The organism is Neisseria sp. HMSC061B04 (genome assembly GCF_001836705.1).
Taxonomy (GTDB): domain Bacteria; phylum Pseudomonadota; class Gammaproteobacteria; order Burkholderiales; family Neisseriaceae; genus Neisseria.
Map to the genome: position 1 here is coordinate 112,989 of NZ_KV830191.1, position 17,289 is coordinate 130,277.

Genomic DNA, 17,289 nt, shown 5'->3' on the forward strand with positions numbered 1-17,289 from the left:
GTTTCGTGGAAAAGTTCGTCGTTTTTCAGACGGCCTTTTCATCTCAGGCCGTCTGAAAACCAAAACAGGCATACCTTTGCAGATATGCCTGTTTGTCATTTTAAAAATCAGTAACGCAGATTGTTACCCACATTATCCATGATGCGCGGCGTGATGAAGATCAACAGCTCACGGCGGTTTTCACGTTTGCCGCGTGATTTAAACAGATTGCCGACAACGGGAATATCGCCTAAAACAGGTACTTTATTCACTGCATTGGTACTTTCTTCTTCGTAAATACCGCCGACAATCAGCGTACCGCCATCTTCAACCATGGCTTGGGTATTCAAGTGTTTGGTGTTGATACACTTGGTTGTCAGAGAATCCACGGTACAGTCGATCGGGGTATCGCGATTAATCTTAACATTCATGATGATTTGACCGTCAGGTGTAATGTTCGGCGTTACGGTCAAGCCCAAAACGGCTTTCTTGAAGGTAATCGAAGTCGCACCGCTGGAAGATGCCTCTTGGTAAGGGATTTCCGTACCGGATTCAATTTTGGCTTCTTTACGATCTTGTGTCAGCACGCGCGGATTGGAAATGGTTTTACTCTTACCTTGTTCTTCAGACGCACTGATTTCCAAACCCAATGCGCCGGACGAGAACGCACGCACCAGCGCAATGCTGTTGACTGCGGCTGCGGTCGGCAGGCTGACGTTCGGATCCAAAGACCAAGTGGGATAGCCGACATCACCACGGTTAAACGAAGCATTGGTGTTATGGTTGGCTTGCGCATTGCTCCAGTTGCTGCCCCATGCCGTACGGCCGCTCGCACCACCGGAACCGAATTTAACGCCCAAATTGCGGAAGAAGGTATCTTCTGCTTCGACAATGCGCGCTTCAACCATCACTTGACGGGTCGGAACGTCCAATTCATCAATCAGTTTGCGGAATTTCTCAATCACGCCGCGGTTGTCGGTTACGATCAGCGTATTGGTGGCCGGATCGATTAAGACGCTGCCTCGGTTGCTCAACAGAGTGTTGCGGGTATTGGAATTATTGCTGTCGTATTCTTCCAAACGCAAAATTTTGCGGAATTCTTCCACGTTTTTGTATTTCAACTGGAAGGTTTGAGAATACAGCGGACCCAATTCGGCAATCTCTTTTTCAGCCTGCAAGAAGGCTTTGTCTTTTGCTAACAATTCATCGCGAGGTGCGATATTGATAATGTTGCCTTGACGGCGCATATCCAAATTACGCGCCTGCATGACCAAATCCAATGCCTGATCCCAAGGTACATCTTTCAGGGACAGGGTCATGGTGCCTTTGACGGTATCGCTGGCAACAATATTCAAGCCGGACTCTTTCGCCAAAATCTGCAAAATGGTACGGACTTCTACATCTTGGAAATCCAAGGAAATTTTACGGCCTTTAAACGATTTGTTTGCATTTTGGTTCAAGCCGCCGGATTCGGTATTGGCGGCTTTAGGCGATACTTCAAATACAAAACGGCCGGAAGAGGCTTTGGTATTGATGTCCCAATTCGCATTATTGTTACGGATAATGAGCTGGGTAGAATTGCCGATACGTTTGAGCGTAACGTTTTGTACAGGCGTATTGAAGTCGGCCACATCCAAACTGCGTTGCGCTTGTGTCGGCAGCGTATGGTTTTTCAAGGTTACAACGACGCGGTCGCGTTGCTGTTTAATGTCCGGCTGTCCGCTGAAACCCGGGGCAGACAATTCAATAATGCCGGAATTGCGTGCGCCTTTGCGGAAATCGATATTGGCGGCCGAAACGGCTTGATAAGCCTGAGTAGCGCGCGCGGTAGACGGTGTAGCCGCACGTTCATTTACAACGGCCGCATTGGTTTGGTCAGTAGATTCGTTTACGAATACCCAAACTTCGTTGCCGCGAATTTCAGTATTGTATTGGCTGATTTTGTTCAAGCCCAAAACCACGCGTGCGCGGTCGTTGTTTTGTGCCGCAGTAATTTGATTCAGCAAGGGGTCGGCATATTCCAAAACAGGCTGGGGCAAACGGATATTGGTGTTGGCAAAATCCAATGCAATACGCGCCGGAGTAGATGTTACAAAACCATGAGGTGTGGTGACGTCTTTGTCGAAACGGATTTTGATGATTTTTTGGTTGTCAGGCAAAGTGGAAACGTTGATATCGGTAATATTGCCTGCAAAGGCCGTCTGAACAGCGAGGGCAACGCTGAAGCCGGCAAATAATTTTGTCATGTGCTTGGTTTTCATAATCGAGTGAGACCCCTAAATTAATTTGAATTCGAACTATCTGAGCTATCGGAAGAATCTGCCTCTTTACTGCTCAACGGCAATTCGGCCTTCCGGTACACCCAGTTGCCGTAGCTGTCTTCAACTTGCTCGGTCAGGATAATTTTATCTTCAGTAATACTTTGGATTCTGCCGTAATTCTGACCGATGTAGTTTCCGGGATAAACGGTATAAACATGGTCGTTGACTTTGATAAATCCGGAAATCTTGCCGCCGCTTTGAAGCGTTCCGACAAAAGCCATGTTTTCCAGACTGAATGCTTCCAAGGTTTCTTTCGGACGGTTTACATCCGGCGCATTACCGCCTTTGGGGGCAGTATCCAAACGGCGTGAATCAAACGCATTCAAGCCTTTAAAATTTGGAGGGTTATACGGCTTGGGCAATGTAACAGTCGGCTCTTCAAACGGAATAATCTTGGATTTCGCTTCCTGACGGGTTTGCGTCATCCATTGAGTCAAATCTTCATAGCTTTGCGTGCAGGCTGCCAAGGGAAGAAGACTTAAGAGTAAGATGATTTTTTTCATGATTTCCCTATTCTTTTATTTTTGCTCATTCTCGGCAGATTTGCCTTCTTCCTGCGCCTGTTGCGCAGCCAATTCAGCGGCAATCTCTTCGGCAGGACGGGCTTTGTAAGTCGTCGCAATCGCGCTCAATGTCAACTCGCCTTTATTGCCTTTGCCTTCTTTATCCTCGCCTGCGTTTACGAGCTTCAAAGAATCCAACGTAATAATGCGCGACAAATCGCCTACATCACGAGTAAATTGGCTGATCTGAGCGTATTTGCCTGTGATGGAAATCTGATACGGCAGTTTTTGAATCGGGCCATCATTTTCAGGTTGGAGCGGTGCAACGCTGTCCAAACGCAAGCCGTTGGTCGAACCTGCCTGATGCAGCTCTTGAATCAGGTTCGGAATTTCCGCGTCAGTCGGCAATTGTTTCAACAAAACGTCGAATGCAGAACGAATCGAAGCCAATTCGGCCTTCAGATTGTTCAAACTTGCCGCCTGAATGCTTTTACGTGTAAAGGTTTCCTTCAGCTCATCTTCTTTGGCTTCCTGCGTATTCAAGGTTTCAATCTGATCTTTAAAGACACCGACATAGCCCAAAGCCAACATACCAACAATCAATAAACCTGCCAGCAAAAGTTTTGAAGGCATATTGAGCAGGTACAGGTTTTGTACGTCCAATTGTTTTAGGTTTTTAGATGCCATTATTGAGCCTCCGGAGCAGGTTCGGCCACAGGTTCGGCCACTTCACCGCTACTTTGGGCAGTCGGTGCAGGAGCCGGCGTATTCACCTGGTTGATTGAAGATTTCAAAGTAAATTCTTGGTAATTATCTACTTTTTTAATGCTCAACAATTCAGGCTGCAAGAAAATACCTGTACTCGGCAGGGAGCGCATCATAACGGCAATTTTATTGTCGCTGATGGCATGGCCGCTGATTTTATAGCTGGTCGGGCTTTCGGCTTCCAACGCGGTCAAATAAGTATTATCGGGCGTAAGCGTATTCAAAGAATCAAGGATATAGGCCGCTTGATAGCGTTTTTCCTGCAATTCTTCCACTTTCAGCTTTTTAGCCAAGAAGGCTTCTTTTTCTTGCTGAAGTTTATCGATTTCACCCAATTCCCTATCGAGTCTGTCGATTTCGGTTTGCAGGAAGTTGTTGCGCCCTTCTTGATTGCTGATGGCGTTGTCAATACCGAGATAGGTTGCGGCCGCCAAGCCCAAACCCACGGCAAAAGCGCCAAGCATCAATACTTTGAATTGCTGCTGCTTGCGCTGTTTAATCTCTTCCCGATACGGGAGAAGGTTGATTCTGGTTAATTCAATCATGTTCTCAAAGTCCCCTTAATGCCAATCCGAACGCCAAGGTCAGTGACGGTGCATCAATTTGAAGCTGCGGCAATTCTACTTTTGCACTGCGTTCCACATATGAAATCGGATGCAGATATTCTGTCGCCGTATTGGTTTGCGAGAAAATGCTTTCCGCCAAACCTGCCTGCTGAGCGGTAAAGCCGGTCAGCAGAATGTGTTTGATATTGGAAAATGAATCAGTGGCTTGCGTGGTATAGTAAAATTGCAAAACACGCTGAACTTCTTGTGCAACCTGTACGTTAAAACGGTCGGCAATCTGAGATTGGTAGTCGGAAGGCTTGTTTTGAGAAGCCATCATTTGCGCGGCTTTTTCTTCCGTTACCTGATAAGTACGCTGAATCAGCTGATTGAGCTGCTCCGTGCTGACCGGCGTTTCTTGTTTGTAAAGAATACGGCCGTTTTGCAGGATCAGGGCATACATTTGCGTCGCATGAATGCCGAACACGGCAACTTTTTCATCTGCCATCTCGGGGGCATGCGTATTCATCCAATAGACGAAGGCATTGCGTTGCGCCAGCAAGTCCAAATCCAAAGCCGACAAAGGCAGGCCCGCATTCTCGAACATTTCAATGCGCGGCTCGACATCGTCTTTTTTGGCGGCAACAGCTAAAACATGCTGGCCCGAACCGACTTCTTCAGCTTGAAAGTCGTAGTTCATTTCTTCAATCGGCGCAAATTGGCCGACTTCCGCTTCGACAAACTCTTCCAAGTCCAAATCGGTATCACGCGGGTTGTAAATAATTTGCTCGACTGTCGCCAAGTTTTGTGGCACGGCCGCAACAATATTTTTGCAAGAACTGCGTAATTGTGCGTAAGTATGCTGGATGTAAGTAGCAAGCTGATCGTAGTCTTGAATTTTGTTGCCTTTGACAATATTTTTAGGCAATTTGGTAATAACGTATTTTTCCAGCTGAATTTGGTTTAAACTACGGCCTGTCAGTTGTACCATCTTAATGGCATGTTGGCTGATATCGACGCCGATGGCAGAGCGGTTGTTCAACCCGCTAGAAGCCTTGCCTGTTTTGGTATCTTTCGTGCTTTTAAATAAGCGCATGATTTGACTTCCCTGTATCATTTAGGAGTGAGTAACTGTTTCGTTATCCGTAAAGGACTTCTTATTCTTTGCACAGTATTGACTGTGGCTGATAGAAATCGTTTCCCATTTTACTTTATTTATCGCCATTAATGGCAAATTATTACTTAGTCATGATTAAAAAGATTATAACGACCTGCCTGGGTCTCTTATTGGGACTGGCTCTTTTCGGTGTGGGGCTGCTTGCAATTGCAATTTTGGTCACCTATCCGAAGCTGCCGTCTTTGGACACTTTACAACACTACAAACCCAAAATGCCGCTGACGATTTATTCTTCAGACGGCCAAGTGATTGGCGTTTACGGCGAGCAACGGCGTGAATTTACCAAAATCGGTGACTTTCCCAAAGTTTTGAAAAATGCCGTGATTGCCGCCGAAGACAAACGCTTCTACGACCACTGGGGTGTGGACGTTTGGGGCGTGGCGCGTGCTGCGATCGGCAACGTCATGGCCGGCGGCGTTCAATCCGGTGCCAGTACGATTACGCAACAGGTTGCCAAAAACTTCTACCTGAGCAGCGAGCGTTCGTTCACCCGTAAGTTCAACGAAGCCCTGTTGGCCTACAAAATCGAGCAGTCTTTGAGCAAAGATAAGATTTTGGAGCTGTACTTCAACCAAATCTATTTGGGTCAACGCGCTTATGGTTTTGCATCTGCAGCCCAAATTTATTTCAACAAAAATGTTAACGAGTTAACATTGGCCGAAGCCGCCATGTTGGCCGGCTTGCCCAAAGCCCCTTCCGCCTACAATCCGATTGTGAACCCTGAGCGTGCCAAACTGCGTCAGGCTTATATTCTGAACAATATGCTGGAAGAAGGCATGATTACCCTGCAGCAACGCGATCAAGCTTTGAAAGAAGAGTTGCATTACGAGCGTTTTGTACAAAACATCGATCAAAGTGCCCTGTACGTTGCCGAAATGGTGCGCCAAGAGCTGTTTGAGAAATACGGCGAAGATGCCTACACGCAAGGTTTCAAGGTATATACCACCGTCGATACTGCACACCAGCGCGTGGCCACCGAAGCCCTGCGCAAAGTCCTGCGCAATTTCGACCGCGGCAGCAGCTACCGCGGTGCAGAAAACTACATTGACCTGAGCAAAAGCGACAACGTAGAAGAAACCGTCAGCCAATACCTTTCTACACTTTACACCGTCGATAAAATGATTCCGGCGGTTGTATTGGAAGCCTCCCGCAAAGGTGTACAGATTCAATTGCCGAGCGGCCGTAAAGTCACGTTGAACAGCCACGCTTTAGGCTTTGCCGCCCGTGCCGTCAACAACGAAAAAATGGGCGAAGACCGCATCCGCCGCGGCTCCGTCATCCGCGTTAAAGGCAGCGGCGATACCTTTACCGTCGTTCAAGAGCCTTTGCTGCAAGGCGCATTGGTGTCTTTAGATGCGAAAACCGGTGCAGTCCGTGCATTGGTCGGCGGCTACGACTACCACAGCAAAACCTTCAACCGCGCAACTCAAGCCATGCGCCAACCCGGCTCGACGTTCAAACCGTTCGTTTATTCCGCCGCTTTGGCAAAAGGCATGACTGCTTCCACCATGATTAACGATGCGCCGATTTCCCTGCCGGGCAAAGGTGCAAACGGCAAAGCGTGGAACCCGAAAAATTCAGACGGCCGCTACTCCGGTTACATCACGCTGCGCCAGGCTTTGACCGCTTCGAAAAACATGGTGTCCATCCGCATCCTGATGTCTATCGGTATCGGTTACGCGCAACAATACATCCAACGCTTCGGCTTCAAGCCGTCTGAAATCCCTGCCAGCCTGTCTATGGCTTTGGGTACAGGCGAAACCACGCCGTTGCGTATTGCAGAAGGTTACAGCGTCTTTGCCAACGGCGGTTACAAAGTGTCCGCCCACGTCATCGACAAAATCTACGACAGCCAAGGCCGTCTGAGAGCGCAAATGCAGCCTTTGGTAGCCGGTGAGAACGCGCCTCAGGCCATTGACCCGCGCAACGCCTACATCATGTACAAAATCATGCAGGACGTTGTCCGTGTCGGTACCGCACGCGGTGCAGCCGCACTCGGCCGCGCCGACATCGCCGGTAAAACCGGTACCACCAACGACAACAAAGACGCATGGTTTGTCGGCTTCAACCCTAGCGTTGTGACTGCCGTCTATATCGGCTTTGACAAACCGCGCAGCATGGGTCGTGCAGGTTACGGTGGTACAATCGCCGTACCGGTATGGGTAGAATACATGCGCTTCGCCCTGAAAGGCACCAGCGTCAAACCGATGAAAGCCCCTGAAGGCGTGGTTTCGAACGGCGGCGAAGTGTACATGCGCGAACGCATGACCACCAGCTCCGACCTGGCCTTGGACAACAGCGGCGTTGCACCGCGTCCCGCTCAACCTGCCCGTCGCGCGGTTCCGAATGAAAACCGCCGCCGTACCGAGAGCGGCAATGCGCCAGCCCGTGAAGAATTAGACGAAACCCCAGTTCTGCCAAGCAATACCGGCAACAATAACAAACAACAACTGGACTCTCTGTTCTAACAAATCAAGGCCGTCTGAAACGTTCAGACGGCCTTTTTTGAGAAAATTCCAAGCAAAACCATGATTGATTTACACTGCCATTCAACCGTTTCAGACGGCATGCTCTCCCCAACCGAAGTCGTCCGACTCGCCCGTCAAAACGGTTGCACCCTACTCGCCCTGACCGACCACGACCACACCGGCGGACTGGCCGAAGCTCGTGCCGAAGCCGATACCCTCGGCCTCCCCTTCATCAACGGCGTAGAAATATCCGTCACTTGGCGCGGCCGTACCATCCACGTTGTCGGCTTGGACTTTGACGAACACAACGAAACCCTGCAAAACCTGCTTGCCGAAGTCCGCAAAGGCCGTCTGAAACGATTGGAAGCCATCGCGGCGAAACTGAAGAAAAAAGGCATAACAGGCGCGTATGAAGGCGCGCTGGCATTGGCCGCCAACAAAGAAATGGCCAGCCGCACCCACATTGCCGAATTCCTCATCCGCGCAGGCCATGTCAAAAACAAACAGCAGGCGTTTACCAAATACCTGGGCGACGGCAAATCCTGTTCCGTCAGACATGAATGGGCCACACTGGAAGACTGCGTAGCCGCGATTACAGGCGCGGGCGGCATGGCCATTATCGCCCACCCGATGCGCTATGAATTATCCGCCACCGCCAAACGAAACCTGTTTCAAGAATTCAAAAATCTCGGCGGCGCAGGGATTGAAGTGCACAGCGGCAACTGCTGCAAAAACGACCGCCTCAACTATGCCCTGCTTGCCGACCGCTTTGACTTTCTCGCCAGCGCAGGCAGCGACTTCCACCGCCCCAACGACTTCAGCGGCGGCATACTCGGCGCCTGCCCCGACTTACCCGAACAATGCCGGCCGGTCTGGAAACACTTTAAGGCCGTCTGAATTTTTGACAGCAATTTTTCAGACGGCCCGCCAAGTATGAGACAGTTATAAACATATCACACTCTACATATTGAAACTGCCTGCCCGATACACCATAATAACCCTATAAATACCCCAAAAATAAAGGTTAACACCATGTGCCAACTGCTCGGCATGAATTGCAACACTCCCACAGACATCATGTTTTCTTTTGAAGGCTTCCGCCGTCGCGGCGGCATTACCGACCACCACGCCGACGGCTTCGGTATCGGCTTTTTCGAAGGCAAAGGCGTGCGCTTGTTTCACGACGACAAACCCAGCGCCAACTCGCCCGTTGCCGACTTGGTACGCGCCTACCAAATCAAATCTGAAAACGTTATCGCCCATATCCGCAAGGCCTCACAAGGCCAGACCTCATTGGCGAACACTCATCCCTTCATGCGCGAGATGTGGGGCGAATATTGGCTGTTTGCCCACAACGGCCATTTGATTGATTTTTTCCCCGAGCAGGGCGAGTACTACCATGCCGTCGGCTCAACCGATTCCGAACGCGCGTTCTGCTTTATTCTCAACCGCCTGCGCAGCCGCTTTGCCACCAAGCCCGAACCTGAAGTTTTGTTTGACGCCATTGCCGGCCTAACCCATGAAATCCGCCGCTACGGCTTGTTTAATTTCGTGATGTCCAACGGCGACTGCCTGTTTGCCCATGCCAGTACTTTGCTTCACTACATCGTGCGCAAAGCCCCGTTTGGCAAAGCACGTTTGCTGGACGATGATGTCATGGTCGATTTTTCAGAGGTGACCACCCCGAACGATAAAGTTTCCGTCATCGCCACCCTGCCCCTGACACGAGATGAAACCTGGTCGCAATTGGCAGTCAATGAATTAGTGATGTTTCAAGACGGCGACATTGTCCTCAGCGACCGCCCCGACAATCCGGTTTACATGAGCGCGGAAGAAGGTTTGGAAATCGCCCGTGCCGTCGGCGTATCGGTTTGACGTTTGATTGACTGAAAAACACAAGGCCGTCTGAAAAGCCCGACTTCGCCAAAGTTGCCCTTTCAGACGGCCTTTTTATACCTAAATTCTACGCAAAAGCCTTTACTATACGAAAATAACGCAATCCGCTACAATAATAGTTCACAAACAATAAATTCAATTGCTTAGCGACCTTGCCGAGCGTATGACAAGGAAACCCGATGAAGTGCCCGTTTTGCCAACACCCCAACACTCAAGTAACCGACTCGCGATGGCTGGAAGACACCAACAGCATCCGTCGCCGCCGCAAATGCTTGGAATGCGGACAACGCTTCAGCACTTTTGAAACCGTTGAAATGCGGATGCCGCAAGTCATCAAATCCAACGGCACACGGGTTCCCTTCAATCCGCACAAACTGCAGACCAGCCTTGAGCGCGCGCTGCACAAACGCCCTGTCACGCAAGAACAAATCGACGAAACCGTTGCCCTGATCGAGCAGCGCCTCTACCGTTTGGGCAAAAAAGAAGTCGCTTCGCGCATCGTCGGCGAAATGGCGATGGAGGAGCTGGCAAAAATCGACCAAGTTGCCTATGTCCGCTTCGCGTCCGTCTATAAAAGCTTTAAAGACGTTTCCGAATTCACCCAAGTCATCGCCGAATGCAAAGCCAAATAAGGCCGTCTGAAACCATGTTTTCCGCACTTGATACCCAAATGATGCAAACCGCCCTCGAGCTGGCCAAGCTTGGGCGGTTTTCTACTTCCCCCAATCCCCGCGTCGGTTGCGTGATTGCACACGGCGCCCAAATCGTCGGACAAGGTTTCCACGTCAAAGCAGGCGAGCCGCACGCCGAAGTTCACGCATTGAGGCAAGCCGGAGCGGCGGCAAAAGGCGCAACAGCCTATGTCACGCTGGAGCCTTGCAGCCATTACGGCCGTACACCGCCATGCGCCGAAGCGCTGATTCATTCCGGCGTAGCACGCGTGGTCGCCGCCATGACCGACCCTAACCCGTTGGTCGCAGGCAAAGGTTTGTCCATGCTGGAAGCCGCCGGAATCCGTACCGAAAGCGGTTTGCTGGAAGCGCAGGCGCGCGAGCTCAACCGTGGCTTTCTGTCGCGTATCGAACGCGGCAGACCGTTTATCCGCCTCAAATGCGCCGCCAGTTTGGACGGCAAAACCGCCCTTTTAGACGGCCGCAGCTTTTGGATTACCGGCGAAGCGGCGCGCGAAGACGTACAAATTCTCCGCGCCGAAAGTTGCGCCGTTTTGACCGGTATCGGTACCGTACTTGCCGACAACCCGAAACTCAACGTCCGCAGCTTCCCCACCTTGCGCCAACCTGCGCGCATCGTCTTAGACAGCCGGCTGCAAATCCCTTTGGACTGCCACCTCGTGACCGATACCGACAGCCCGACCGTTATCGTTACCCTTTCCTCAGACGAACAACGTTTGCAGGCGCTGGGTAAATTTGAACATATCCGCATCATCAGGCCGTCTGAACACATCAACGGCCGCATCAATCTTCCTTCCCTCATGCCGCAACTGGCAGAGCTTGGCTTTGGCGAAGTTCTGGTAGAAGCCGGCTCAACACTTGCCTCAGCCTTCCTGAAGGATGACTTGGTGGATGAAATCGTCCTCTACCAAGCGCCGAAACTGTTAGGCGCAGGCAAACCTCTTTTCTCCCTCCCTGAAAATCCGGCCGCCCTACTTTCAGACGGCCCTTGGCACAGTCAATCGGTAGAAATCATCGGGCAGGACATCAAATGGGTTCTACGGAAAAATCCGTCTGATTGCTTGTCATAAATAATTTAATTATTTTCAATAGAGTTATTCTATTGTTTATACAGCAATAAATGTGATTTATTCATCAATCTATTATAATGACTATAGCGTATTTCAATTTAAAACTTTGACTTAGGCTCATTATAATTAACCTGATTGTCAACAAAATTCTTTTTTTCTTCACGAAATAATAAACTTTTAAAATAAGTTAAGCCGAGAAAATTTATTAAAAGTTTTTATTCTAGAAGGGTTTTAAACGACATAACCGACAGCTTGATTTCATAAACCAAGCATTTGACAGAAAAATATCCAAAATTAAAACATGTGGTTGCATAAAACCTTTTAAAATTAAATATTCAAAAATACCGTTTCCATACCTCAGAGGCCGTCTGAACGACCGTTAAACTTTTTTGATTGAGACGAATCTGATAAATGCTTATGATTTCGTCTGCTGGGATTATAAGTACGGTTTTGAGGCTTCACACGATACGGCAGCAGCAAACAACTCAGGCATCGGGCAAACACTCCCGATTTACTCATTCATTACACGAAAGACATCATGAAAAACATTACGATACAAAAATTTGCCGATAAGACCGCAAAAATCGGCATCGTCGGTTTAGGCTACGTCGGTTTACCACTGATGCTGCGCTATGTGGACATCGGTTACCAAGTTTTGGGTTTCGACATCGACAAAACCAAAGTCGACAAGCTCAACAAAGGCGAAAGCTACATCGAGCATATTCCTTCCGACAAAATTGCCGCCGCTTCAAACAGCCTGTTTGAAGCCACCACCGACTTCTCCCGCATCGGCGAAGTAGAAGCCGTGATTTTGTGCGTACCGACTCCGCTGAACAAATACCGCGAACCGGACATGAGCTTTGTGATCGACACTACCGACGCGGTCAAACCTTACCTGCGCGCCGGTCAAGTGCTGTCCTTGGAATCCACCACCTACCCCGGCACTACCGAAGAAGAATTGCTGCCGCGCATGGAAGAAGGCGGCTTGAAAGTCGGTCAAGACGTGTTCTTGGTTTACTCTCCTGAGCGCGAAGACCCGGGTAACCCTAACTTCGAAACCCGTACCATCCCCAAAGTCATTGGCGGCCATACCCCTGCTTGTTTGGAAGTCGGCCTGGCACTGTACCAACCCGCCATCGATAAAGTTGTTCCGGTAAGCTCCACCAAAGCGGCCGAGCTGACCAAACTTTTGGAAAACATCCACCGCGCCGTAAACATCGGCTTGGTGAACGAGATGAAAATCGTTGCCGATAAAATGGGCATCGACATTCACGAAGTCATCAATGCCGCCGCAACCAAACCGTTCGGCTTCGTTGCTTATTACCCGGGCCCCGGCTTGGGCGGCCACTGTATCCCTATCGACCCGTTCTACCTGACTTGGAAAGCCCGCGAATACGGCGTAAACACCCGCTTCATCGAGCTGGCAGGCGAAGTGAACTCCCACATGCCCGACTATGTTATCGAAAAAGTCGGCCTGGCTTTGAACGACCACAACCGTTCCATCAAAGACAGCAAAATCTTGGTTTTGGGTATCGCCTATAAGAAAAACGTGGACGATATGCGTGAAAGCCCGTCTGTGGAAGTGATGGACCGCCTGCACAAACTGGGCGCAGTGGTTTCCTACTCCGACCCGCACGTTCCAGAGTTCCCACACATCCCAGGCCACCACTACTTCGACCTGAAGAGTGAAGCGCTGACCCCTGAAACTGTCGCCCAATACGACTGCGTGGTTCTGACCACCGATCACGACAAATTCGACTATGACATGATAACCGAACATGCCAAGCTGATTGTCGATACGCGCGGCAAATTCCCAGTGAAAAATCCTAAAGTCATCAAAGCATAATCTTGCTTCAGACGCATCCGGCTGCCTCCGGTTTCCCCACCGGGACGGCGGCCGGGTTCCCAAGGCCATTTGTTTTTCAGACGGCCTTGGGAAACCGGCAACGGTGACAACGCATCTCTTACGAAAAACGCTCAGCTCGAACTTCCGGCCGTCTGAAAACAAATAATATGAACGCGAAAAAAATCCTCGGCTACGCATTGGGCCCGATAGGAAGCGCCGCTTTCGGCCTGCTTTCCCTGCCGCTCATCTCATGGTACTTCCCTGCGGAAGACATCGGCCGTATTGTACTCTTGCAGACCATTGCCGGATTGAGCATCCTGTTGCTGGGCCTGGGTTTGGACCAATCCTATATTCGCGACTATTACGCCGTTAAAGACAAGGCCGCGCTGTTCAAATCCGTTTTTTTATCGCCATTAATTCTGACGGTGGCGGTTGTGGTTTTAGTGTTGCTGATAAACGCATCATGGCCGTCTGAAATCATTTTCGACATCCCCAGTGCGAATTTGGGAATTCTCTTCCTGATTTTCTTGGCCACCACGCTGATTATCCGTTTTTTAGCCTTGATTTTGCGGATGAAAGAGCAGGCACTGGCTTTTTCACTCAGCCAGCTTGCGCCGAAATTTTTGATTTTGGTGTTGGTTTTTGCCGTGATTGCTTCCGGCTTGCCCGCCAATACCACTTCGCTGGTTTTTGCCTATACCGCCGCCCAAGTGCTGACCGTTGCGCTGTTGATCTATCAACTGCGCCGAGACCTGCAAGCCGTTTCCCATGCGAAATGGTCGCCTGAGCTGCATCGGGACGGCCTGCGCTACGGCCTGCCGCTGGCATTCGGCAACTTGGCCTATTGGGGTTTGACGTCGATTGACCGCTTTGTCCTCAAGAATATCTCGGGCTTGGACGAGTTGGGTATTTATTCGATGGCAGTCAGCTTTGGCGCCGTCGCCTTGATTTTCCAAAGCGTGTTCTCCACCATTTGGGCGCCTTTGGTGTTCAAATGGGTGGAAGAAAAAACCAATCTGGACAAAATCGGCGACATCACGCTTTCCATGACCGTCCTCATCAGCGCAATGATTTGCCTTATCGGGATTTTCTCGCCGATGGCGACCTGGATACTGCCGGAAAAATACACGCAGGTTCAATTTATCCTGCTCTCGTGTATGCTCTTCCCCCTGTTTTACACGCTGACCGAAGTCAGCGGCATCGGTTTGAACGTCGTCCGCTCGACTTGGCTGATTACCGCCATCAACATCGTTGCCTTTATCGCCAATACCGCCCTGCTCTATCTGCTGGTGCCGAAATTCGGTGCAAAAGGTGCGGCTATGGCCAGCGCAACGGCTTTTTGGCTGTTTTTCATCTTGAAAACCGAATTCTCTTCACGCCTGTGGCAACCTTTGCCGCGCCTGAAGATTTATACCAACTCAACGCTCTGCCTGATAATCTGCCTTGCCTACACTTGGCTGGGTACGCGCGACAACTATATTTGGTTTGCGCTGGCATGGGCAGTCGGACTGGGTTTCCTGTTCCTAAAATACAAACACGCATTATTTGCCGCGACCGAAAAAATCAAAGCCAAATTAAACCGTTCGGCAAAATAGCCAACCTGAGATTCACGTCTCTACGATAACAACAGCACGACTATGAAAATAAAACGTCTGAACTTATACACTTACATCCTATACATCATGCTCGCAGCCTATATGCTGGGGCCCGCGCTGTCCTTCAAGGTCGGCGTGCCGCGTATCGACAACCCCTTGACCCTGATATTTGTACTGCTTGGTTTTGTCGTATTTTTTCTGGAAAGCAAGCATATTCCGCGCAAGATTTTCGCTATGCTCTGCGCCCTGACTGCCATGTGCATCTGGCCTGCCATCCACATGGGCATTACATCGCTGACGCCGACGCAGTACATGGATATTTTGTTTTTTATGGCGGTTCCGGCTTTCTTCTACTTGTTTTACCAAGTATTGAAGCGCGCCGACGACCCTTTGAGGACAATTCAGAAGTTCCTCGTCGTATTTACGCTGTTTATCGCCGTGCCGCCGTTTGCAGAGCTGGCCACCGGTATTCAGTTTGTGAGTGCCAGCGATGAGTTGGCTATTGACGAAGGCTCGCTCAAGGGCTTGTTCTTTAACCCGAACAACCTTGCCGCCACCGCAGTCTGCCTTGCGCCTGCCATTTTGTTTTTCTTCCAACTCCAAGGACGGAAACACAAAGAAAAACTGCTGGGCTGGGGCTTGTTCCTGCTGTTGGGCATGGCCATTTTCGCCAGCGTATCGCGTACCGCCATCGGCTGTTACCTGTTAATTTTGCTGGTTTATACGGCCTATCGCAAAAACGGTTTTATTACGGTCGGCGTAGCAGGTTTGCTGGCGTTGGTGTTGTCGATGATTCCGTCTCGCGCAATTGCGGAATTTTTGCTCTCACTCAACGGCAACCAGTTTTTGGAACGCTTTTCCAGCCGCGTGTACCTCTTCCTGTACGACTTGGGCAGCGACAACTCCGTGTCCTACCGTCAGGAGATTTACAACTACTTCTGGAACAACCCGCCCCTGCTGCTGACCGGCTACGGCCCTAAAAACTTCCGCGAATATTTCGGCGGCCATTTGAGCGGCAGCTTGGGCTTTGAAAACCCGCACAGCTTCATCATCGAGCTGTATCTGGGTTTCGGCATGATTTCCCTGCTCGGCTTTATTGCCTTTGTGGCGTGTTATTTCCTCTATACCGCCTCAAACCGAGCAGTAACCGGCAAATCACGCGTTTTGGCTTGGGTTGCCTTAGGCATTTTCCTGCTGGCCGGTTTTATTCCGTCCACTATTTTGCGTATGCCGTTTATCTGGCTGCCCTGCCTGCTGATTTTTATTTACAGCGTATTTGTCGCGCCCAAGCTGAAAGATATGGCCGCTTACGCATACAACGAAACACTATACGATACGAAGAAACCATCATGAAAATCATCCTGACTACCTCCATGTCCGGCCTCGGTGGCACTGAAAACGCCACTTTTCGCCTCGGCCGCCTGCTCAAACAACGCGGACACGATATCGTATTGGCCTCTTCAGACGGCCCTTTGATTCAGGAAGCGCAAGCATTGGGCATCCGTTGGCAGCCGATTGATTTTTATCAAGGCGGGCTTTTGGGTTACATCAAAGGCATGTTTGCCTACATGAAACTGCTGAAAAAAGAGAAACCTGATGTGATTCACTGCCAAATGGCGCGTATCGTTCCGGCCTGCGCCATTGCGGCCAAGTTTGCCTCGCCGAAAACCAAAGTGTTCTACCATGCGCGCGGCCTTGATCCGGAAACTTATCCGAAAATTGCCAAGCTTTTCAACAAGCTGGGCGTGTACATCATCGGCAACTGCAAACACGAACGCGAAAAACTCATCCGTTACGGTTTCCCTGCCAACCGCATCACCTACACTTACAACGCCCTGCACAAAGCGGATTACGTTCCTGAAAAAACAGTCAAAGACTATGTCCAACTGGGCACGCTTTCCCGTTTGGACACCGTCCGCGCCGTGCATCTGATGTTGGACATTCTCAAGAAAATGGTTGACCGCGGTATGCCTGTACGCCTTAACGTTGCAGGCATCGGCGAAGAAATGGACAACCTCAAAGCCCAAGCCAAACGTTTGGGCATCGAAGACAAGGTTACCTTCCTCGGCGGCGTCCGCGACTTGACCGGCTACTTCAAAGAAGTCGATATTTTGGTGAACACGCCGCATTGCGTGGGCGACCACGGTGCAGGCGTCGGCAACAATATTTTGGAAGCCGGCCTTTACGACACACCTGTCGTGACCTACAACATGGCGGGCATTTCCGAAATGGTCATCACCGGCCAAACCGGCTACTGCATTCCTTTCGGCGATGACGAAGCGTTTATCGAAGCCGTCGATACACTCATCAAACATCCAGAGTTGCGCGGTCAAATGGGCAAAGCCCTGCACAAACATGTCGAAACTTTATGCTCCGACGACGAAATCTACCGCACCACCATGGCTGCGTACAAAATGTAAGGCCGTCTGAAA

Annotated in this window: 14 protein-coding genes; 9 read left to right on the plus strand and 5 right to left on the minus strand. The window is 50.3% G+C overall.

The features are described from left to right. Positions 1-107 precede the first annotated feature (107 nt). Genes pilQ through pilM form a run of 5 tightly spaced genes read right to left on the minus strand, consistent with a single transcriptional unit; the run spans position 108 to position 5,209 of the window. Positions 108-2,240 (minus strand): type IV pilus secretin PilQ, encoded by a 2,133-nt coding sequence (pilQ, locus tag HMPREF2661_RS06020; RefSeq protein WP_070822731.1) that lies wholly within the window; start codon positions 2,238-2,240, stop codon positions 108-110. Between the two features lie 20 nt (positions 2,241-2,260). After that, entirely contained in the window at positions 2,261-2,803 is a 543-nt protein-coding gene (locus tag HMPREF2661_RS06025) for a pilus assembly protein PilP (protein WP_070822733.1), read from the minus strand. A gap of 15 nt (positions 2,804-2,818) precedes the next feature. Continuing rightward, positions 2,819-3,490 carry a type IV pilus inner membrane component PilO gene (gene pilO / locus HMPREF2661_RS06030; protein ID WP_070822735.1) on the minus strand — a complete coding sequence of 224 codons (672 nt, stop codon included), beginning with the start codon at positions 3,488-3,490 and terminating at the stop codon, positions 2,819-2,821. Continuing rightward, positions 3,490-4,113 (minus strand): PilN domain-containing protein, encoded by a 624-nt coding sequence (locus HMPREF2661_RS06035; protein WP_070822737.1) that lies wholly within the window; start codon positions 4,111-4,113, stop codon positions 3,490-3,492. The genes pilO and HMPREF2661_RS06035 overlap by 1 nt, the downstream gene beginning before the upstream one ends. A gap of 4 nt (positions 4,114-4,117) precedes the next feature. Continuing rightward, positions 4,118-5,209: a type IV pilus assembly protein PilM gene (gene pilM, locus HMPREF2661_RS06040; protein ID WP_003748971.1), complete on the minus strand. Its 1,092-nt coding sequence runs from the start codon at positions 5,207-5,209 to the stop codon at positions 4,118-4,120. Between the two features lie 152 nt (positions 5,210-5,361). Here pilM and HMPREF2661_RS06045 point away from each other — a divergent pair, with 152 nt between their 5' ends. The 9 genes from HMPREF2661_RS06045 (at position 5,362) to HMPREF2661_RS06085 (ending at position 17,277) form a co-directional block, all read left to right on the plus strand. Beyond that, complete coding sequence (locus tag HMPREF2661_RS06045) at positions 5,362-7,758, plus strand: penicillin-binding protein 1A (RefSeq protein ID WP_070822739.1); 2,397 nt, start codon at positions 5,362-5,364, stop codon at positions 7,756-7,758. A 60-nt stretch (positions 7,759-7,818) separates the two neighbouring features. Then, positions 7,819-8,655: a PHP domain-containing protein gene (locus HMPREF2661_RS06050; protein ID WP_070822741.1), complete on the plus strand. Its 837-nt coding sequence runs from the start codon at positions 7,819-7,821 to the stop codon at positions 8,653-8,655. Between the two features lie 135 nt (positions 8,656-8,790). After that, complete coding sequence (locus HMPREF2661_RS06055; protein WP_036492810.1) at positions 8,791-9,633, plus strand: class II glutamine amidotransferase; 843 nt, start codon at positions 8,791-8,793, stop codon at positions 9,631-9,633. A gap of 200 nt (positions 9,634-9,833) precedes the next feature. Next, a complete protein-coding gene (nrdR, locus tag HMPREF2661_RS06060) occupies positions 9,834-10,286 on the plus strand; it encodes a transcriptional regulator NrdR (protein WP_003748978.1) in 453 nt (150 codons plus the stop codon). A gap of 14 nt (positions 10,287-10,300) precedes the next feature. Further along, positions 10,301-11,416: a bifunctional diaminohydroxyphosphoribosylaminopyrimidine deaminase/5-amino-6-(5-phosphoribosylamino)uracil reductase RibD gene (gene ribD, locus HMPREF2661_RS06065; RefSeq protein ID WP_049322608.1), complete on the plus strand. Its 1,116-nt coding sequence runs from the start codon at positions 10,301-10,303 to the stop codon at positions 11,414-11,416. Positions 11,417-11,954: 538 nt separating this feature from the next. Continuing rightward, positions 11,955-13,262, plus strand: coding sequence for a nucleotide sugar dehydrogenase (locus HMPREF2661_RS06070; RefSeq protein ID WP_036492804.1), 1,308 nt, complete (start codon positions 11,955-11,957; stop codon positions 13,260-13,262). A 167-nt stretch (positions 13,263-13,429) separates the two neighbouring features. Continuing rightward, positions 13,430-14,857 carry an oligosaccharide flippase family protein gene (locus HMPREF2661_RS06075; protein WP_049322609.1) on the plus strand — a complete coding sequence of 476 codons (1,428 nt, stop codon included), beginning with the start codon at positions 13,430-13,432 and terminating at the stop codon, positions 14,855-14,857. 42 nt (positions 14,858-14,899) lie between these two features. Next, positions 14,900-16,210 (plus strand): O-antigen ligase family protein, encoded by a 1,311-nt coding sequence (locus tag HMPREF2661_RS06080; RefSeq protein WP_049322610.1) that lies wholly within the window; start codon positions 14,900-14,902, stop codon positions 16,208-16,210. Next, positions 16,207-17,277 (plus strand): glycosyltransferase family 4 protein, encoded by a 1,071-nt coding sequence (locus HMPREF2661_RS06085; protein WP_070822743.1) that lies wholly within the window; start codon positions 16,207-16,209, stop codon positions 17,275-17,277. Before HMPREF2661_RS06080 ends, HMPREF2661_RS06085 begins: the two co-directional genes overlap by 4 nt. The last annotated feature ends 12 nt before the right edge of the window (positions 17,278-17,289 follow it).